The organism is Micromonospora sp. NPDC003944 (assembly GCF_053605225.1).
Window position 1 is genome coordinate 76,147 of sequence record NZ_JBSGIV010000022.1, and the last position, 20,020, is coordinate 96,166.

15 protein-coding genes are annotated in these 20,020 nt (G+C 71.2%); 6 read left to right on the forward strand and 9 right to left on the reverse strand.

The features are described from left to right. Positions 1 to 287 precede the first annotated feature (287 nt). Together ACWER9_RS13830 and ACWER9_RS13835 are read left to right on the forward strand one after the other, a co-directional pair. Positions 288 to 833: a hypothetical protein gene (locus ACWER9_RS13830; RefSeq protein WP_452302176.1), complete on the forward strand. Its 546-nt coding sequence runs from the start codon at positions 288 to 290 to the stop codon at positions 831 to 833. A 76-nt stretch (positions 834 to 909) separates the two neighbouring features. Further along, positions 910 to 1,833, forward strand: a complete 924-nt coding sequence (locus tag ACWER9_RS13835) for a hypothetical protein (protein ID WP_452302177.1) — start codon at positions 910 to 912, stop codon at positions 1,831 to 1,833. 210 nt (positions 1,834 to 2,043) lie between these two features. Here ACWER9_RS13835 and ACWER9_RS13840 read toward each other — a convergent pair whose 3' ends face one another. From ACWER9_RS13840 to ACWER9_RS13850, 3 genes are all read right to left on the reverse strand, one after another. Further along, on the reverse strand, positions 2,044 to 5,058 hold the full coding sequence (locus ACWER9_RS13840; RefSeq protein ID WP_452302178.1) for a fibronectin type III domain-containing protein: 3,015 nt from the start codon (positions 5,056 to 5,058) through the stop codon (positions 2,044 to 2,046). Between the two features lie 152 nt (positions 5,059 to 5,210). Further along, positions 5,211 to 5,441 carry a DUF2188 domain-containing protein gene (locus ACWER9_RS13845; RefSeq protein WP_366611463.1) on the reverse strand — a complete coding sequence of 77 codons (231 nt, stop codon included), beginning with the start codon at positions 5,439 to 5,441 and terminating at the stop codon, positions 5,211 to 5,213. Between the two features lie 73 nt (positions 5,442 to 5,514). Continuing rightward, the gene (locus tag ACWER9_RS13850) at positions 5,515 to 6,162 is read right to left on the reverse strand and encodes a M23 family metallopeptidase (RefSeq protein ID WP_452302179.1); all 648 of its coding nucleotides are present in this window, start codon (positions 6,160 to 6,162) and stop codon (positions 5,515 to 5,517) included. Between the two features lie 134 nt (positions 6,163 to 6,296). Here ACWER9_RS13850 and ACWER9_RS13855 point away from each other — a divergent pair, with 134 nt between their 5' ends. From ACWER9_RS13855 to ACWER9_RS13865, 3 genes are read left to right on the forward strand one after another with little or no spacing between them, the layout of a single operon-like run. Beyond that, positions 6,297 to 8,702, forward strand: a complete 2,406-nt coding sequence (locus tag ACWER9_RS13855; protein WP_452302180.1) for a PEP/pyruvate-binding domain-containing protein — start codon at positions 6,297 to 6,299, stop codon at positions 8,700 to 8,702. A gap of 29 nt (positions 8,703 to 8,731) precedes the next feature. Further along, entirely contained in the window at positions 8,732 to 9,397 is a 666-nt protein-coding gene (locus tag ACWER9_RS13860; RefSeq protein WP_452302181.1) for a PH domain-containing protein, read from the forward strand. 52 nt (positions 9,398 to 9,449) lie between these two features. Further along, a complete protein-coding gene (locus tag ACWER9_RS13865; protein ID WP_452302182.1) occupies positions 9,450 to 10,016 on the forward strand; it encodes a TetR/AcrR family transcriptional regulator in 567 nt (188 codons plus the stop codon). A 106-nt stretch (positions 10,017 to 10,122) separates the two neighbouring features. Here the strand turns inward: ACWER9_RS13865 and ACWER9_RS13870 are convergent, their stop codons facing one another. From ACWER9_RS13870 to ACWER9_RS13885, 4 genes are all read right to left on the reverse strand, one after another. Then, entirely contained in the window at positions 10,123 to 11,436 is a 1,314-nt protein-coding gene (locus tag ACWER9_RS13870) for a hypothetical protein (protein ID WP_452302183.1), read from the reverse strand. A gap of 14 nt (positions 11,437 to 11,450) precedes the next feature. Next, a complete protein-coding gene (locus ACWER9_RS13875; RefSeq protein WP_452302184.1) occupies positions 11,451 to 12,977 on the reverse strand; it encodes an alkaline phosphatase D family protein in 1,527 nt (508 codons plus the stop codon). 120 nt (positions 12,978 to 13,097) lie between these two features. Next, positions 13,098 to 14,081, reverse strand: a complete 984-nt coding sequence (locus tag ACWER9_RS13880) for a TolB family protein (RefSeq protein ID WP_452302185.1) — start codon at positions 14,079 to 14,081, stop codon at positions 13,098 to 13,100. Further along, complete coding sequence (locus ACWER9_RS13885; protein ID WP_452302186.1) at positions 14,078 to 15,364, reverse strand: MFS transporter; 1,287 nt, start codon at positions 15,362 to 15,364, stop codon at positions 14,078 to 14,080. Before ACWER9_RS13885 ends, ACWER9_RS13880 begins: the two co-directional genes overlap by 4 nt. A 215-nt stretch (positions 15,365 to 15,579) precedes the next feature. Between ACWER9_RS13885 and ACWER9_RS13890 the strand changes: the two genes are divergently transcribed. Then, on the forward strand, positions 15,580 to 16,959 hold the full coding sequence (locus ACWER9_RS13890; protein ID WP_452302187.1) for a CBM96 family carbohydrate-binding protein: 1,380 nt from the start codon (positions 15,580 to 15,582) through the stop codon (positions 16,957 to 16,959). 191 nt (positions 16,960 to 17,150) lie between these two features. Here the strand turns inward: ACWER9_RS13890 and mmsB are convergent, their stop codons facing one another. Then, on the reverse strand, positions 17,151 to 18,401 hold the full coding sequence (gene mmsB / locus ACWER9_RS13895; protein ID WP_452302188.1) for a multiple monosaccharide ABC transporter permease: 1,251 nt from the start codon (positions 18,399 to 18,401) through the stop codon (positions 17,151 to 17,153). Then, positions 18,398 to 19,936 (reverse strand): multiple monosaccharide ABC transporter ATP-binding protein, encoded by a 1,539-nt coding sequence (gene mmsA, locus ACWER9_RS13900; RefSeq protein ID WP_452302189.1) that lies wholly within the window; start codon positions 19,934 to 19,936, stop codon positions 18,398 to 18,400. Before mmsA ends, mmsB begins: the two co-directional genes overlap by 4 nt. Positions 19,937 to 20,020 lie beyond the last annotated feature (84 nt).

A 20,020-nucleotide genomic window follows, 5' to 3' on the forward strand; every position in this document is an offset into this window, starting at 1 on the left:
TTCCGCGCGGACCCAGCGCGCGCAGCGGACCCAGCGCGCGCAGCGGACCCAGCGCGCGCAGCGGGCCCAGCGCGCGCAGCGGACCCAGCGCGCGCAGCGGACCATCCATGATCGTGCTCGATCCAGGAAACAGGCCCCTCCCGCACACACGACGCCACTACATCCAGGATCGAGCACGATCATCGACCGCCCACGGGTGATGCTCGCGCCATTCCGGCCTTTATGGGCGTTTTGCGTAGTTAGTCTCTTAACTGCTTCTCAGGGTTCTTTCGGACAAAGGAGACTTGATGCGTAGAAAGATTCTCGCGGGCATGGCCGGCGTGGCCGCCGTCGTCGCGCTCGCCGGGCCGGCCGCCGCGGACACCACCGGCGACACGATCGTGACCCTCACCGTCGACGCCGCAGGTGGCCTGTCGATCACCGTTCCGGCGACGGCGAACATCGGACACGGCGTGGAGGGCTCCACCGTCACCGGCCAGCTCGGCCCGGTCACGGTGCTGGACCAGCGCGGGTCGCTCACCCCCAACTGGACCGCAAACGTGATCTCCACCGACTTCACCACCGGCGGCGGCTCCTCCGGCGAGACGATCCCGAACATCAACGTCCTGTACTGGTCCGGCCCCGCCACCGCGACCGCCGGTGGTGGCACCTTCACACCGGGTCAGCCCACCGCGGCCCAGCAGGTGATCATCAACGTCCCCCGGACGGCGATGAGCCACACCGGTGGCACCGGCAACAACTTCGCCACCTGGAACCCCACTCTGGTGGTGAACATCCCCGTCGGCACCGTCCAGGGTGTCTACACCGGGACGGTGACACATTCGGTGTTCTGAGCCGCTCGGCCGGCTGGTGTTGCTGGCCTCGGTCGCCCTCGTGGCGCTCGGGGTTTCGGCGGCACCAGCCGTTGCCGTGCGGGAGCAGCGACAGGACCCGGCCGAGGAGGCCGCCATCAGCATCCGCATGCTGGACATTCCGGCAAGTCGGGTGCAGGACCCGCGCGCCCAGGTGTACATCGTGGACCACCTCAAGCCCGGGACGACGATCAACCGCCGGGTCGAGGTGCAGAACACCTCCGCCGAGACGCAGAAGATCGAGTTCTACTCGGGCGCGGCGTCGGTCGAGAACAACGCCTTCACCGTGCCCGAGGCACGCACGGGCAACGAACTCAGCGGGTGGATCCGACTCAGGACCGCCACGATGGAGCTGGGGCCGGGCGAGCGACGGCCGGTCGAGGTCGAGATCGCCGTGCCGAGGAAGGCGTCGAAGGGCGAGCGGTACGCCGCGATCTGGGCGCAGGTCACCAGCGCGAAGGAACGCACCGGCAACGTCACCCAGATCCACCGGGTGGGCATCCGCGTCTACCTCGACATCGGTCCGGGTGGTGAGCCGCCGACGGACTTCCGGATCGACGGGCTGGCCGCCGAGCCCGGCCCCGGCGAGTTCCCGGTGGTCACCGCGACGGTCACCAACACCGGCCAGCGCGCGCTGGACATGACCGGGACGCTGACGCTGCGCAAGGCGGCGGTGCAGGCCGGCCCGTTCAAGGTGACGAACGGCGTGACGATCCTGCCCGGCCAGAACGGCCAGGTCCGCATCGAGGTCAACCAGTCCCTGCCCGCGGGCACCTGGGAGGTGCACGCGAAGCTCGCCAGCGGCACCGTGGAACGCACCGCGACCGGGACGATCGCCCTCCCCGTCGCCGCGCCGATGGCGGTCGCGACGTCGAGCGGGCCGAGCTGGCTGGTCTACACGGTCGGCGGGATCGCCCTGCTGGTGCTTGTCACCCTTGGTGGTTGGTATCTCGTCCGCCGGCACCGGATGCAGTTCGTCTGACGCCCCCGTCCCTCGACACTGCCCGGCCGTTCCCCCCGGAACGGCCGGGCAGCACCGTCCGACCACGTCGATCATGGAGTTGTGGTGCCCAGTTCGGGCGCCACACGGATGGTTTGTCACCCACCACAACTCCATGATCGACGCAGGCCAGGGCGGGGCAGGGCAGGGCACGGCACGGCAGGGCGGGGCGGGGCAGGGCGGGGCGGGGTGCTAGATGACGGAGTGCGTGACGACCGCTACGTAGTTGCCGACCACGACCCCGGACGGCAGGGTCACCCAGAGGGTCGGGTTCCAGGTGGCGGTGTTCGGGCCCCCGGCCTGGCCGGACCACCCGGCGGCGGTACGCGGCGTGTTCAGCACCGCCCCGGGCTGTGGGACGAACGTTCCGACGCCGGTGGTCGCGAGGGCCTCCCCGGAGGCGTACGTGATGTTGCTGTTGGGGATGGACTCGCCGCCCGAGCCGGAGCCCGTGGTCATGTTCGTGCTGGAGACGACGGTGACCCAGTTCCCGGAGTACGGGCCCCGGTCGTCGGTGACCGTCACCGGGCCGAGCTGGCCCGAGACACCCGTCGCGCCCGAGCTGACGGTGCCCAGTCCAGAGATCGCCGGAACACTTATGGAGAGCCCGCCGAGCGGCGTGATGACCAGCTGCACCGGCCGGCTCGCGGACCTGTCGAACGAGTCGGTGACCCGCACCGTGAACGGGAACGTCCCGGCGACGGTGGGGGTGCCGGAGAGCAGGCCGGTGAGCGGGTCGAGGGTCAGCCCGGCGGGCAGGCTCCCGGCGCTTACCGCCCAGGTGTACGGGCCGGTGCCGCCGGTCACCGTCAACTGGTACTGGTACGGGTCGTACGCCTTGCCGGGTGGGGGTGGTGGGAAGGTGAGCGTGGGCGACGCGTTGACCGTCACCGCCGTGGTGGGGGCCGACTGCGGGCCGGTCCCGGCGGCGTTCGTCGCGGCCACCCGGAAGGTGTAGGAGGCACCGCCGGTCAGCCCGGTGACGACCTGGGCCGTGGCGGTTCCGGTGAAGGTCTGCGGGGCCTGGGCCACACCGTTCAGGTAGGGCGTCACGGTGTAACCGGTGATCGGCGACCCCCCGTTGGCCGGGGCCGTCCAGCTCACCCTGGCGGCGTTGGTCCCCGCCGTGGCCGAGGCGTTCGTCGGCGCTTCCGGCAGGGTGTACGGGACCACCGCCGCCGAGGGTGGGCTTGCCGCGCCGGTTCCGAACGCGTTCACCGCCGCGACCCGGAAGGCGTACGACGAGCCCGCGGTCAGCCCGGTCAGGGTGCGGCTGGTGGTGGAGGCGTCGAACGTGAGGGTCGGTTGGGTGACCCCGTCCCGGATCGGGGTGATCAGGTAGCTGGTGATCGGGCTGCCGTTGTTCGCCGGCGCAGTCCAGCTCACGGTGGCGCTGGTGACACCGGCGACCGCGGTGGGCGTGGTCGGCGTACCGGGCGTGGACGCGTAGACGAAGTTCGCCGACCCGGCGGAGCCTCGGGTGACGACGCTTACCGTGACCGTCGCGGGGCTGGACCGGGCGGGCATGGCGGAGACGGCGAGGGTGCCGTTGGGGTTCACGGTGAAGCAGCCGGCGGCCGGGCCGGAGGTGCACGGCACCAGCAGCACCGACGTGCCGGCCTGCTGTTCGGCGGCCGTACCGATGGTGATCGCTGTCGCGCCGGTGAGGTTGCTGCCGCTGACGGTGACCGGGATGCCCCCGGAGACCGAACTCTGGGCCGGGGCGACGGTGACGCCGCTGGGCGCGGTGGCCGGCGCGACAGGCGTGGTGCCGGTGGCGAGGCCCGGGTTCGCGTCGATCGACGACGACGTCGCCACTGTCCCGGTCTGGATCTGCGTCGGGGTGACCCCGGTGCCGGTGATCGTCGCGACGACCGTGATGGGCGGCAGCGAGGCGCCACCGGCGAACGGTCCGTTGCTGTTGGTGCAGGTGACGGTCTGGCCGGACGGTTCGGCGCAGACCCAGCCGGAACCGTAGGCGGCGCGCGGGACGACCCCGGCCGGCACGGTCTGGGTGACCGAGATCGGCGCCGTCTCGGTGGCGCCGGCGTCGACCCCGGCGGTGATCGAGTAGGTGACCGGGTCGCCGGGTTGGGGGGCGGCGGCGACCGCGCTGGCCTGTGTGACGTTCAGGTCCGGCACCGGGTTGAAGCTGACCGCCCGGGCGTTGTCGACCTCGTGGAAGTCGGTGACCGAGCCGGTCGAGCCCACCCAACCGAAGGCGACCTGCCGTGGATAGCCACTTGCGGTCAGCCAGGTCGGCGACGGATACAGGCTCGGCGACACGGCCGGAAGCGTGCCCTCCATGGTCCGGGCGGACCCGCCGACCGGGGTGAACCGGACCCGGTACTGGCCGGCGGGTGTGGTGATGCCGGTGTCGGTGGTGTACGGGGAGGTGGTCGTGTTGATGACGACCTCGACCGGCACCACGGACGCGGCCCGGGTGCTGGCCCGCAGCGGAAGGGCAGGGGTCGAGGTGCTGCCGGCGGTGCTGTTGATCGCGCAGTAGCCGACGCCGGTGCGGCCCGGCCCGCGGATCACCACCTGGCCAGGAACCCGTCCGCCGGTGGTCGAGATGTACGGCGGGTTCGTGCAGCCGGTGCCCTGGTACGTGCTGTTGCTGTAGTTGCCGAAGACGTCGAGCCCGACGCCCAGGTAGCCGTTGGAGAGACCCGCGGACACGCCGTTGAACGCCGCCGAGTAACCAAGCGAGCCGCCCGGCTGGCCGAGGGTCGACGGTGACCTCGGGTTGGCCGGGTCCACGGCGGCCAGTACGAAGGCGAGGCCGTCCGCCCCGGGGTTGGTGCCGCCGTACTGGTAGGTGTTGAAGGTGACGTGCAGGCCCTGCGAGGTGGGCACGCTCACCGCCCCGAACACCCCGCCCTGCCGGGTGACGGCGGCGGGGGTGAGGCGCAGCTTGCCCGAGCCCTGCGGGTCGGTGGAGCTGGTGCAGCTGAGCAGCGGACCGGTGGTGGAGTTGCCGGCTGCGGTCAGGCAGGCGGCGTTGGTGGCGAGGACGCCGGGCACGGCTGGCACCGCCACCGCGCCGATGCCGTTCGCGGTGTTGTTGCGGAACGGCTGGTCGAACAGAACGGAACCGGCCGCCGACGCCGGCAACGGCGTGACCGCGACCGCGAGAGCGCCCACGGTCACGGCTGACGCCAGCGCTGCGATGCTGCTCGGACGACGCCGGCCCCGAAACGACATGTCCACTCCCAGCTTTCACTTCAGTCCCGATCTGGACTATAACCCCCCAAAACGCCCATAATTCCCGTACCCGGAAGCTCGGCCACCCCGCATATCAACGGACTGACCTCCCCGGCCAGAGCCGAGGAGGTCAGTCCGCAAGAAGGAGAGGTTCAGCCCTCGATGTCCCGAGGGTCGCGGCTGCGGGGGTAGGTGTTCTTCTCCCCGATCGTGCCGTCCTGCTTCTTGATCACGTGCTCGACGCCACGGTCGGCCGCCATCTCGCGGCCCTGGGCCTGCGCGTCGGCCTTCACGTCATGCGTGCTGGTGGCCCGCTCGTGACCCTCCGGCTTGTTCTTCCACTGCCCGTCCTCGTGGTACGTGTCGACGTCACCCTTGACCATGGCTGGCTCCTCCCTGCGGTCGAAACTGTCTCCCGAATCAGTGCCCCGAGCCGTGCCCGGCAAACCGCATTCCTCAGGGGACAGCCGGACAGTTGTGGCTCACCCGCCGGAGGATCTGTTCGCGTTCGTCGGTGGTGATGCCCGACGGCATACCGTCGAAGTGGGTCTCGACCTTGTCCCAACCGCGCCGCTGCTCGTAGTGCAGGTGCGGCGCGCCGGAGTTGCCGGTGCTGCCGAGCCTCCCGATCTGGTCGCCCTGGGCGACCTTCTGGCCAACCGTGACCAGTGGCGGTTCGAGCAGGTGCAGGTACTGCGTCTCCCACTTCCCCCCGTGGTCGATCTTCACCCAGTAACCGCCGCCCCGCCCCCGCGGGCCATCCGGGTTCTCCGGGTTACGGCCACCGAGCGAGCCGTTGATGCCCGCCACGGTGACCGTGCCGGCGTACGACGCGAGCACCGGCCGCCCCCACGTCTCGCCCTCGGTCGGGAAGAAGTCGACGTCGTAGTCGTCGTGACCGGGGTAGGTGCTGAGCTGCCACGTCTCGCCGCAGGTCACCGGCATCTGGAAGAGCGGGCGCGGCCCGGCCGGGCGCAGCATCGGCACCGCGACCACCGCGATGCCGACGAGGGCCGCCACCGCGACGAGCGCGAGGACGATGCGGAGGGAACGACGTCGGGGGCGGCGGTGGGAGCGGGCTGTGCTGGGGCGGCCGGTCGTCACCGGCCCGAGCATGGCAGATGCCGGCAACCTCTCCGCCGTGAGGCCACACCCCCGCAGCGGTGACATTGCAGTCGCATCGCAAACGAGATACCGTCATGTGCAATGCAGTTGTATTGCAACGAGAGTGGGCCGCCATGCACGTGATCGCACTGTCCGAGGTGACCGCCGCCCTGACCGATCTGGTCGGCGGCAAGGCGGCCGGGCTCGGCGAGCTGATCCGGCACGGCGAGCAGGTCCCCGACGGGTTCTGCGTCACCACCGAGGCACACCGGGTCGGCGTCGTCCCCGTCGCCGAGGTCGTCGCCGCGTACGAGCGGCTCGGCGCGGGCCCGGTGGCGGTGCGCTCCAGCGCCACCGCCGAGGACCTGCCGGACGCGAGCTTCGCCGGGCAGCAGGACACCGTCCTCGACGTCACGGGCAGCGCCGAGCTTGTCGCCGCCATCGAGAAGTGCTGGGACTCGCTGCACGGCGACCGCGCGACCGCCTACCGCGACGCCCGGGGCATCGACCACGAAGCGGTCCGGATGGCCGTCGTCGTGCAGCGCATGGTCACACCGACGGTGGCGGGGGTGTTGTTCACCGCGAACCCGCTGACCGGACGCCGCGACGAGATGGCTGTCGACGCCGCTCCCGGCCTCGGCACCACAGTCGTGGACGGCGCCGCGATCGTCGACCACTACGTGCTCGACGAGGTCACGCGCGACGACACCGGCTGCCTGACGTCCGCGCAGCTGGCCCGCCTCCGCGCCACCGGCGTACGGTTGCAGACCCGCTTCGGCTGCCCGCAGGACGTCGAGTGGGCCATCGACGCGGACGACGTGCTGTGGCTGCTCCAGTCCCGGCCGATCACCAGCCTGTTCCCCGCCCCGCCACCGAGCGGGAAACCCCTCCCCCGGGTCTACCTGGAGTTCGGGCACGTCCAAGGCATGCTCCAACCGGTCACCCCGATGGGCATGTCCACGCTGCGCGCGCAGATCGCCGCGATGCTCGCCGCGCTCGGGGTGCGGGTCGAGATCGTCGACATCGGCGGCCGCCTCTACGGTGACCTGACCGACCTCGCGCGCGACCGCTCGTCCCGCAAACGACTGGTGAAGCTCCTGGCGGTCGACTTCGGGCCACGCGCCCAGGCGGTGATGCAGCACGTGCTTGCGGACCCCCGGTTCGCCCCGACCGGCGGCGGCGCCGGGCGCGGCGGGGCACCGGGGGCCGCGTCGCTGCGGACGGCCGGCCGCGCGGTGGTGGGCATCCTGCGGGCGCTGGCCCGTCCCGAGGCCGCGCGGACCCGGATGTTCGCGGCGGTCGAGCAGCTGAGAGTACGCTCAGCCGCCCCCGCCGACCTGCGTACCACCGCCGACCGGCTGCGCTTCGTGCAGGAGCGCGACGGCGACGAGGACAGCGCCGACGCGATCATGTGGCCGATCGTCGCCGGCATGCTCGCCGCCGCGCTGCCGACCACGCTGCTCAAGGGCGTCGCCGGCCCGGACGAGATCCACGCCGTGTTGGGTGGCATGCCGCACAACGTCACCATCGAGATGGACCTGGCCCTGTGGCGGCTCGCCCAGGGCGCGGGCGAGCACCGACAGCTCCTCCTCGACACCCCGCCGGCCGAGTTGGCCGCGCGCTACCTGCGCGGGGCGCTGCCCGACGTCGGCATGGCGGCCTTCCTGGACGACTACGGCCACCGGGGCGCCGCGGAGGTCGACCTCGGGGTGCCGCGCTGGGCGGAGGACCCGACGCCGGTCTTCGCCGCGGTCGCCAACTACCTGCGGGTCACCGATCCCCAGCAGGGCCCCGACAAGCGCTTCGAGCGGTCCGCCGTGTCGGCGAAGACGGCGCTGCGGGAGCTGGTCACCCGAGCCCGCCGCCGACGTCCGGTGCGGGGCCGGCTGGCCGGGTTCCTGTTGCGCCGGGCACGGTCGTTGGCCGGGCTGCGCGAGGCCGGCAAGTTCGCCGGGTTGTACCCGCTGCGGGAGACCCGACGCCAACTGCTGCTCATCGGCGCCGACCTGCACGACTCCGGGCTGCTGGACCAGGCCGACGACATCATGTTCCTGACCCTCGACGAGGTGCACACCGTCGTACACCAGGGTGTCGACCTGCGCGACACCGTCACCGCCCGACGGACGGTGCACCGCCGGGAGCTGCGGCGGCCGACGGTGCCGGTGGCGCTGCTCTCCGACGGCACCGACGTCGAGACCGTCCTACCGCCGACGCCGGCCGACGACGGGACGCTCGCCGGCGTGGGTGCGTCGGCGGGCCGGGTGACCGGGCCCGCCCGGGTCGTCCACGACCCGGGCACCGCCCACATCGAGCCCGGCGAGGTTCTGGTGGCCGCGACCACGGACCCCGGCTGGACCCCGCTGTTCCTCACCGCCGCGGCGCTCGTCACCGAGACCGGCGCGATCATGGCGCACGGCCCGACAGTGGCCCGGGAGTACGGCATTCCCGCGGTCATCTGCGTGCCGGACGCCACCCGGACCATCTCCACCGGACAGCTCGTCACCGTGGACGGTGCCGCCGGAACCATCACCCTGCACTGACCGTTGGCCCCCGAGCGAGAAGGATCACGATGACCGACACGAAGGCACCGACGGTGGCGCGGGTGGGCCCGCTGCTGCGTCGGGCGGCCAGGGCCGAGGCCGCCACGTGGCGCAGCCTGTACGTCTGGGCCCGCCGCCGCCCACTGCCGCTGGAGCCCGGCGACGAGCCGTTCGGCTACCTCGGCGTGGTCAAGCCGATCCTGGGCATCTTCATCGCCCTGTCGGTCGTGGAGATCCCGATCTTCGACATCGTCGTCACCCACGTGGTGCCGTGGCGGCCGGCCCGCTGGATCGTGCTGGGCCTCGGCATCTGGGGTCTGCTCTGGATGATCGGCCTGTTCGCCAGCATGACGATCCACCCCCACCTCGTCGGCGACCGGGGCCTGCGGGTGCGGCTCAGCTCGGGGATCGACATCTGGATCCCGTGGAGCGACGTCGAGGCGCTGCGCAAGCGCCACCGCTCGTTGCCGTCGAGCAGGTCGGTGCAGGTCGAGCAGGAGGGCGACCGCAAGGTGGTCTCCATCTCGGTCGGCAGCCAGACGAGCATCGACGTCCTGCTCCGCCGGCCGCTGACCTTCGACCTGGCCAGGACCGGTGCCACGCCGATGAACGAGCTGCGACTGTACGCCGACGACCCCGACGGCCTGCTGCGCAGCGCGCGGGGCACTCCCGCCGGCACCACCGTCAGCCGCTGACCGCCGCCGCTGGCGGGTCATCCGGGTCACCCACTGTGAAACGATCGAGGCCATGCCCAAGAAGGTCGACCACCAGGAGCGACGCACCCTCATCGCGGACGCGCTGATGCGGGTCGCCGCGGACCAGGGCCTGGAGGCCGTGAGCCTCCGACACGTGGCTGCCGCGGCCGGGGTGTCCGCCGGAATGGTCCAGCACTACTTCCGGACCAAGGACGAGATGATGGCGTTCGCGTTGAGCGTGGTACGCGAGCGCAGTCAACTCCGGGTCACCGAGGCGGTGGCGCGGCTCGGCGCGAACCCGCCGCCTCGGTTGCTGCTGCGCACGATGCTCGCCGCGCTGCTGCCGCTCGACGACCGCACCCGCGACGACGGGCGGGTGGCGCTCGCGTTCCTCGCCTACACGGCGGTGCGACCGTCGGCGGCGCCCGGCCTGCACGAGGACACCGCGGAGTTCACCGGGTTCATCGCAAGCGTCCTCCCCGACCGCCACGGCGCCGCCGCCGCAGCCGGCCTGCTGGCGCTGATGGAGGGGCTCGGTGTCTACCTGCTCGGCGGCCAGTACACCGCCGACGAGGCCCTGGGCGCGCTGGACGCCCACCTGGACCTGCTCTTCGGCTGATCGGGCGTCCCACCGCCGACTGATCGGCGTCGACCCGGTACGTCGCGGTGTCCCCGGTAGAGCGGGACACCGCGACGTCACCCGACCCGAGGGGGTCGGGCCCGGCTCAGTGGGTCGTCACGCCCGCCCGCGCCTTCAGCCGGCGCAGCTCGTCGGCGGACATCAGCCAGGTGGAGTTCGTCGTCCCCAGACCGAGGAGCACCTGGTCGAAGGTGTTGCCGTCGTTGTCGTCGGTGTAGCAGACGCTCACCTCACCCCACGGCGACGCGGCGACAGCGAAGTGCTCCTGCCGACCCGTCGTCGTCTGGCTCAGCGCCTGGGCGGCCAGCCGGCCGGTGGACGTGCCGTCCGGGTTGAGGCCGCGCGCCCAGACGTCCGGGTTGGCGCCGGACACCGTCCAGCCCACCACGACGTTGTCCTGGTCGTCGATGCCGACGCTGGGCACGACGGCGCCGGTGCCGGTGGAGACCGGAACCTCGTCGTGCCAGGCGGTGCCGGCCGCGGTGAACGACCGGGCCCAGACGCCCCGGGTGCCGGTGTGGTCGGACTCCCACCCGACCGTGAAGTCACCGGCGAAGTTCGCCGCCACCGAGGCACGTTGCTGCTGCCCGCCGCTCTGCGCGTTGGCCGTCCGCCGCGACAGCACCACCGCACCGTTGGACCGGGCCAGCCGGGTCAACCCGATGTTGTACGAGCCGTTCGCGTCGGCGTCCTCGTCCCAGACCACCAGGGCCTCGCCGGAGGCGGACACCGCCACGTCGGGGCGGTGGTGCTGGCCCGTCGTCTGCGAGGCCGTCACCTCGTACGCCTTGGTGGTGGCCGCGGTGAAGCCGGCCGCCTTGACGGTGGCGGGGGCGGTGCCCTGCACGTCCTCCCACACCACGGTGAAGCCGACGGCGGCGTTGCTGGGCGCGCCGTCCGGGTCGACCGAGACCTTCGGCCAGATCTGCTGCCCGGCGTCGCTGGCGTTGGCCTGCCCCGAGCCAAGCACCGCGCCGGCGGGTGACACCACCCGGTACTGGATGTTGTAGACGCCGTTGCCGTCGCCGTCGGCGGCCCAGACCACCACGGCGTTGCCCCGGTCGTCGAGCCCCACGTCGGGGCTGAGGTGCCGCCAGGCGGCCCCGCTGGTTCCCCCGCCGGAGAGCTTCAGCTCGTAGGCGGGCGTGCCGTCGCGGAACAGCCGGAGGTAGATCTCGCTGTGGGTGTCGTCCTGCGGGGCGGTGCTGTCCCGGTCGTCCTCCCAGACCACTGCGACGTGACCGTTGCGGTTCATGGCGATGGAGGGCAGGTCCTGGTCGCCGGTGGCGACGCTGTTCGCGGTGGTCCAGGTGACCGCCTCGGCGGTCATCGCGGTCGGGGCGGGCACCACGTTCGGGACCAGCAGGGACGCGGTGAGCAGTGCGGTAATCGCGGTCATGGTGGCTCTCTCCCTCAGCCGGCCTGCAGGCCGGGCTGGCCGTCGAGGATGACGAACGAGCGCACGGTGGAGGCCGCGGCGCCGTGCTCGGTCACCGTGTTCACCGCGCGGAAGTCCGCGCGGACCTGGCTGCGGCCGATCGTGGTACGGACGTAGCCGCGCCGGTCCGAGTAGAACTTCAGGTGCGGGTTGGCCGCCGCGTTCGGGACCGTGGTGCTGCCGCTGCCGTTGCCGGTCGAGCTGATCGAGGTGCAGACCAGTTCGGTGCCGATGGTGGCCGAGTTGGCGTTGGCGTAGTCGGCCTTGAGGTCGTTGGCCCACGACCGGTGCACGTCGCCGGTGAGCACCAGCGGGTTGCGTACCCCACGCTGTTGCCAGCCGGTCTGGATGCGGCTGCGGGAGGCCCGGTAGCCGTCCCAGGCGTCCATGCTCGCCGCCCCGTTCGCGTCGAGCTGCTGGGCGAAGAAGACCTGCTGGCCGAGGATGTCCCAGGTGCCGTAGCGCTGGGCCAGCCCGTCGAGCAGCCAGGCCTCCTGGGTGGCGCCGGTCAGCGACCGGGAGGCCAGGTCGGCGTCGGCGCAGACCTTCCAGCCGTCTCCGCAGGCCTGGTCGTCGCGGAACTGCCGGGTGTCGAGCATGTGGAAGGTGGCGAGCTGCCCCCACCGGACCCGTCGGTACAACGGGATGCTGTTGCCGTTTGCGGCGGAGGCCGGCCGCAGCGGCATGTTCTCGTAGTAGGCCCGGTAGGCGGCGGTCCGTCGCGCGGTCCACTGCGCGGCGGTCAGCGTCGGGCTGCTGTCGTTGCGGACCATGTTGGCGTAGTTGTTCTCCACCTCGTGGTCGTCCGGCACCACCAGCCAGGGCGCCGCCGCGTGGGCCGCCTGCAGGTCCGGGTCGGACTTGTAGAGCGCGTACCGGCGGCGGTAGTCGGCGAGCGACACGATCTCGGTGCCGACGTGCTGGCGCACCGTGGAGCTGCCGACGCCGCCCTCGTAGATGTAGTCGCCGAGGTGCAGGATCAGGCCGGGGTTGTCCTCGGCCATCCGCCGGTACGCGGTGTAGTAGCCGGCCTCGTAGTGGGCGCAGGAGGCGAAGGCCATCACGAGGTCGCGGCCGAAGGCGCTTGGCGCCGGGGCGGTGCGGGTCCGCCCGACAGGCGAGATCTGCCCCTGGGCGCGGAAGCGGTAGTAGTAGTCGGAGTCGGCGGCGAGCCCGCCCGCGATGGCGTGTACGGAGTGCGCGTCGGCGTAACGGGCGACCACCGAGCCGGACGCGACCAGCGAGGTGAACCTGTCGGTGGTGGACACCTGCCACTCGACTGTCACGTCGGCGTTGGCCATGCCGCCCTGCCCGTCGGCGTTGAGTGGGGATGGTGCCAGCCGGGTCCAGAGGACCACGCTGTCGGGCGCCGGGTCACCGGACGCCACACCGAGTTTGAAGGGGTACGGCACCGCGGCGCGGGCACCCTGACGGGGTGTCAGCGCGACTCCGGCGGTCACGAGTCCACCGAGGACGAAGATGCGACGGCTCAGCCTTGTCATGGTCGACAGCCTCGGGAACGTCGATGAACGGCGATGGCTGCGGGGCGGAATCCGACATGACGGAATGCTGTCCACGCCAAGGCTTTCAGGTGTCCGGGCCGCCGGGCCCCCCGCGGACCGTCAGGTCAACGGCGACGGCGACTCGGCGCCGGGGATCACCAGCGCCGGCGGACCGGACCCGTCCGCCGGGACGCTCCACACGTCGGGCTGACCGTCGTCCCGGCGCAGCGTGTAGGCGAGTTTCCCGCTGTCCAGCCAGGCGGCCTGGTCGTCGACGCTGCGGGTCTCGGCGGTCGCGGTGACCCGCATGCTCGCCAGGTCGAGGACCGACAGCCGCCAGCCCTTCGCCGGGTCGGCGTCGACAGCCTCCTTGAACGCGAGCCGGGTGCCGTCCGGTGACAGCGACGGGCACTCGACGTTCTCCTTCAGCGTCTCGACCGTACGGGCGGCGAGGTCACCCCGGACGAGGTACCGCTTGCCCCCGGTCGACATGGTGGCGTAGAAGCGGTTGTCGTCGGCTGTGAAGGTGACGCCCCAGTAGTTGACGTCCGCGTTGCGGTAGCCCCGGCCCTCCCGGGTGATCGCGAACCCCTCGAGCGAGGGCACCGTGGCACCGGTGTGGGTGTCGAGGATCCCGGTGCGGGTGGAGAAACCACCTGAGGTGTACGAGTCGCCACCGACGAAGGTGGTCCAGGAGACCATCCGGCCGGAGGCCGAGACCCGGGCCCGGTTCGGCAGACCGGGCACGCTCACCGCCCGGGTCTGGCGCAGCGTCGCGTCGAGCACGACGACCTGGTACGACCACGCCGTCTCCGGCTTCAGACAGACGCCGGTGCCGGCGGCGGCGTACACCCGGAGGCATTCCAGGCCGGCGACGGTACGCGGCCCGGCGGGATCGGTCGCGGCGACGGTGGAGACGTGCCGGTCGGTGATCGCCAGCAGGCGCGGCCCGGGTGTCAGGGTGACCGCCTGCTCCCCACTGGTGGCCGCCGGCAGCGGGGGCGCCTCCGCGGCCGTGGCGGCGTAGCCGGCCGCCGCCGCGCCCAGCAGCACGGCCGAGGCGACCACCACGCCGAGCTTCGCTCGGGTCGACATCGCGGTCATCGGGGCACCTTCCGGGTGGTGAGTCGGGACGGGGGGATCAGGAGGAGCAGTGTGCCGACCAGGACGCCCGCGACGGCCACGGCCGCCGCGCGGATCGCGTTCTCCGGCCCCCACGCCTGCCAGGCGAGACCGAAGAGCACGGAGGAGACGAGGTACGCGAGGGCCTGCCCGGTCTGCACCAACGCGATTCCGGTGGTTCGCAGCCGCGCCGGCAGCACCGGGCCGGCGAGCGCGATGAGCACGCCGTCGGTGGCCGCGTAGAACGCGCCGTAGAGCGTCAACGTCAACGCGATGAGCGGCCATCCGTCGACCGGGCCGGCAAGCAGCAGGTACGTCGCGCCGAGGGCGGTGTAGCCGCCGATCACCACGGGCAGGCGGCCGACCCGGTCGGCGAGGACACCGAGCGGGGCGGCGAGCAGCAGGTAGGCCAGGCTGGTCCCCACCGCGAGCAGCGGGAACCAGCGCAGCCCGAGGTCCATCCGACGTTGCAGCAGCAGGTAGACGAAGCCGTCCCCGATGGTGGCCAGCCCGAGCATCGCGGCGGCCAGCACCAACCGCCGGGCCGGCCCGCCGCGCAGCAGGCCGAACGCCTCGCGGACGGAGACCTTCGGGTCGTTCGGCCCGTTCGCCGCCTCGCCGGGTGGGTGTTCCCGGACGAAGAGGACGAGCACCACGACGGCCAGGGCCGCCACGCAGAAACTGGTGACGAAGACCGCGTCGTACGACTGCCCGACGACGAGCAGGACCGCGAAGGCGGCGAGCGGCCCGAGGAACGCGCCGACGCTGTCCATCGCCCGGTGCACCCCGAACGCCCGACCCAGCGCCTCGGGCGGCGTGGAGAGCGTGATCAGCGCGTCCCGTGGGGCGCTCCGGACGCCCTTGCCGATCCGGTCGACGGCGATGACGGCGCCGATCGCCGGGATCGACCGGCCGGCGAGCAGCAGGCCGAGCTTCGCGACCGCGGAGAGCGCGTACCCGACGCCGGCGATCAGCTTGCGCCGCCGGAAGCGGTCGGCGGCGAAGCCACCGACGACCCGGAGCAGCGCGGTGGCACCGGTGTGGACGCCGTCCAGCACGCCGAAGGCCACCGGGCTGAGGTGCAGGCCCAGCACCAGATACAGGGGCAGGACCGCGGCGACCATCTCGGCGGAGACGTCGGTGATCAGACTGACCGTGCCGAGCGCGACGACGTTGCCGCTGACCATCGCGAACCGGCGGCGTCGTGGCCCGGGATCAGGTTCCTCGGCGGCGGGCCGGGAGACGGTCGACAGGTACACGCGCATCTCCTCGGGTCGACGACCAACGGTCAGCCATCGTGGCGACCGGGTCGGAAGGGCCGCAAGGGACCGTGGGCGTCAGGCAGACGTGCGACGGATGAACAGCCGACAAACATCGAAGAGTTTCGTTGTTCGAGCGTACTGTTCATCTGGCGGCAGTGCGCAGGTTCATCGGCCTTCCTACATTCCATGCGCTCTTCCCACGAGGTAAGGAGTCCTGCATGGACATTCGATTCCCCCGCCCGTCGGTGACGCTGGGGGTGGTCACGGTGATCGTCGCCGCGACCGCCGCCGTCGTCGTGACCGGCGCCGGCGCGGCGTCGGCGGCGAGCGTGACCTTCACGCCGGTCGCCGACACCTACGTCCAGAGCGACACGGCCGCCACCAACTACGGCACGTCCACGCAGGTCGTGGTCGACAACTCGCCGGTGCGGCGCTCGTTCCTGCGTTTCAGCGTCAGCGGTGTCAGCGGCACCGTGACGAGCGCCAGGTTGCGGCTGCGCACGATCAGCGGCAACAGCGGCAGCGACGCCGGTGGCACGTTCCGCCGGATGTCCAACACGACCTGGTCGGAGACCGGCACCACCTGGAACAACCAGCCGGCCATCGACGGCGCCACGCTGGGCACCATCGGCGCGGTCAGCGGCAACAGCTGGTACGAGCTCGACGTCACGGCCGCGGTCACCGGCAACGGCACGTACAGCTTCGGCGCCACCTCGGCCAGCGGCGACGGCGCCTACTACGACACCCGCGAGAGTGGCGCGGACGCCCCGCAGTTGGTGGTCACCACCGGGACCACCACGCCACCCCCGTCGGGTGACCCGGTGCTCGTCGGTGCCGGCGACATCGCCGACTCCGGCTCCGGCGACAGCGCCACCGCGACGTTGCTCGACAGCATCTCCGGGACCGTCTTCACCACCGGCGACAACGTCTACGACAGCGGCACCGCGTCGCAGTTCACCAGCTACTACGAGCCCACCTGGGGCCGGCACAAGTCCCGCACCCGTCCGTCGCCGGGCAACCACGACTACAACACGTCGGGCGCGACCGGCTACTACAACTACTTCGGTACGTCCGCCGGCCCGAGCGGTCGCGGCTACTACTCGTTCGACCTGGGCAACTGGCACGTCGTGTCGCTGAACTCGAACATCAGCATGTCGGCCGGCTCGACCCAGGAGCAGTGGCTGCGCGCCGACCTGGCGGCCAGCAGCAAGCCGTGCACGATCGCGTACTGGCACCACCCGCTCTTCACGTCCAGCTCCAACCACGCGCCGTCGACGTCGACGCGCCCGCTCTACCAGGCCCTCTACGACTACAACGCCGACGTCGTGGTGTGGGGACACAACCACGTGTACGAGCGGTTCGCCCCGATGAACCCGTCCGGTAGCGCCGACTCCAGCCGGGGTCTGCGCAGCTTCGTCGCCGGGATGGGCGGCGCGAGCCACTACGGCTTCGGCACCATCCAGCCCAACAGCGAGGCGCGCAACAGCTCGGCCTGGGGCGTCCTGAAGTTCACCCTGCACAACACCAGCTACGACTGGCAGTTCGTACCGGTAGCCGGCCAGACCTACACCGACAGCGGCACCGCAACCTGCCACTAACCCCCGCCCGCCCCTGCCCCGCCCCGCCCCGCCCCGCCCCGCCCCGTCGATCTTGCAGTTCCTGTCCCGACTTCTGCCGTGTAAGCCGCATAACGTCGACACAAAGTGCAAGATCGCGGAGTTCGGCCTCGCACACGAGAGTGGCCCCTGACCGTCGCGCGGTCAGGGGCCACTTCGGCGTGGCGCAGGTGTCAGCGGGCCGTGCCGGCGCGACGCTTGTTGTAGACGTCGAAGGCGACCGCGACGAGCAGGACGAGCCCCTTCACCACCGACTGGGTCGACTGGTCGATGCCCATCAGCTGCATGCCGTTGCTCATCACCGCCATGATCAGACCACCGACCATCGCGCCCACCACGGTGCCCACGCCGCCGGTGACCGCCGCGCCGCCGATGAAGGCCGCGGCGATCGCGTCCAGCTCGAACATGTTGCCGGCAGCGGGCTGGGCGCCGTTGGACCGCGACGAGTAGATGACGCCGGCGACCGCCGCCAGGAAGCCCATGTTGACGAACATCCAGAAGTTGACGGTGCGGACCTTCACCCCGGACAGCGCCGCCGCCGACAGGTTGCCGCCGATCGCGTAGACCTGGCGACCGAAGACGGTACGCCGGGTGAGCAGGCCGTAGACCAGCACCAGGAACGCCAGGATGATCAGCACGATCGGCAGCCCTCGGGCGTGCGCCAACTGCCAGGCGAAGTACATGAGGACCGCGCCGACGAGCACGACCCGCGCGACGAAGAGCGGGAACGACTCGACCGGCTGCTGGTAGCGGATCCGTGCCACTCGGGTGCGGAAGCCGCTGACCGCGTAGCCGGCCACGGCGATGGCGCCGATCAGCAACGTGAAGGCGTCGAAACCGTTGCCGCCGAGCAGGCCGTTGAGGAAGCCCGCCGCGACCTGCTGGTACTCCGACGGGAACGGCGACAGCGAGATGTTGTCGAGCACCCGCAGGGTGAGACCCCGGAACAGCAGCATGCCGGCCAGGGTCACGATGAAGGCCGGAATGCCGGCGTACGCCACCCAGAAGCCGTGCCAGGCACCGACCGCGACGCCGACGACGAGCGCGGCCACGACGCCGATCCACCACGGGTGACCCTGCTGGATCACCAGGACGGCGGAGACCGCTCCGGTCAGCGCGACCACCGATCCGACCGACAGGTCGATGTGCCCGCCGATGATCAGGATGACCATGCCGATCGCGAGGACCAGGATGTACGAGTACTGGAGGACGATGTTGGTGATGTTGCCGGGGCTCAGCAACACCCCGTCGGTCAGGACCGCGAAGAGCGCGACGATGACGACCAGGGCGACGTAGATCCCGCTCTGCCGCAGGTTGTTCAGCACCAGCGCCCGCAGGTCGCTCGTCCCGCTGTGCAGGGCGGCGGCGGGTGCGCTGTCCGGGGGCGTCGGGCGCTCCGTCGAAGGGGTCTTGGTGTCGGTCATCCGACGAGCTCCTTGTCCTTTGTCATCAGCTCCATGAGGCTCTCCTGAGTTGCCTCGGCCACCGGCATCTCGCCGGTGATCCGGCCGGCGGCGAGGGTGTAGATCCGGTCGCACATGCCGAGCAGCTCCGGCAGCTCGGAGGAGATGACGATCACCGCCTTACCGGCGGCCACCAACCGGTTGATGATCGTGTAGATCTCGTACTTGGCGCCGACGTCGATTCCCCGGGTGGGTTCGTCGAGGATCAGCACATCCGGGTCGGTGAACAGCCACTTCGACAGCACGACCTTCTGCTGGTTGCCGCCGGAGAGCTTGCCGACCACCGCCATGACGCTCGGCGTCCGGATGTTCATCTCCTTGCGGCTCGTCTCGGCAACCTTGATCTCCTCGTTGCCGTTCACCCAGCCCAGGCGGGACAGCCGGTCCAACGCGGCGGCGGACACGTTGCGCCGCACGTCGTCGATGAGGTTGAGGCCGTAGCGCTTGCGGTCCTCGGTGACGTAGGCGATGCCGTTGTCGATCGCCTCGGCGACGGTGCGCGCCTGCACCTCCCGCCCGTGGACGAAGAGTCGGCCCTTGATGTCCCGGCCGTAGGAGCGGCCGAACACGCTCATGGCCAGCTCGGTCCGCCCGGCCCCCATCAGGCCCGCGATGCCGACGACCTCACCGGCGCGGACGGACAGGCCGACACCCTCGACGACCATCCGGTCCTGGACCGGGTGCCGCACCGTCCAGTCCTCGATGCGGAGGACCTCCTCGCCCGGGGACGACTCGCGGTCGGGGTAGAAGCTGTCCAGGTCGCGCCCGACCATGCCCCGGATGATCCGCTGCTGGCTGACGTCCTCGGACGTCATGTCGAGGGTCTCCACCGCCCGCCCGTCGCGGATGACGGTGGTCGAGTCGGCGATGGCGGTGATCTCGTTGAGCTTGTGCGAGATCATGATGCAGGTGATGCCCTGCTCCTTGAGCGCCCGCAACAGGTCGAGCAGGTGAGCCGAGTCGATGTCGTTGAGCGCGGCGGTCGGCTCGTCAAGGATCAGCAGGCGCACCTTCTTCGACAGCGCCTTGGCGATCTCCACCAGCTGCTGCTTGCCGACGCCGAGCTGGATCACCGGAGTGACCGGGTTCTCGTGCAGCCCGACGGATGCCAGCAGCTTCGCCGCCTCGGCGTTGGCGAAGTTCCAGTCGATGAGCCCGGTGCGGCCCCGCCGCTCGTTGCCGAGGAAGATGTTCTCCGCGATCGACAGGTACGGCACCAGGGCGAGCTCCTGGTGGATGATGACGATGCCGTTGGCCTCGCTGTCGCGGATGCCACGGAACTGCATCGGCTTGCCGTCGAAGAGGATCTCGCCGTCGTACGAGCCGGACGGGTGGACGCCGGACAGCACCTTCATCAGGGTGGACTTGCCGGCGCCGTTCTCACCGCAGATGGCGTGGATCTCCCCGCGGCGCACGGCAAGGGTGACGTCCTCCAGCGCGGTCACGCCGGGGAAGGTCTTGGTGATACGACGCATCTCGAGGATGGTGTCGTCCATGGTCACTGTCCTCCGTCAGGTCTGGGCATTCACCAGCGCGGCGGCGGACGACTCGTCCTCGGCGAACGATGACGATTCCTCGTC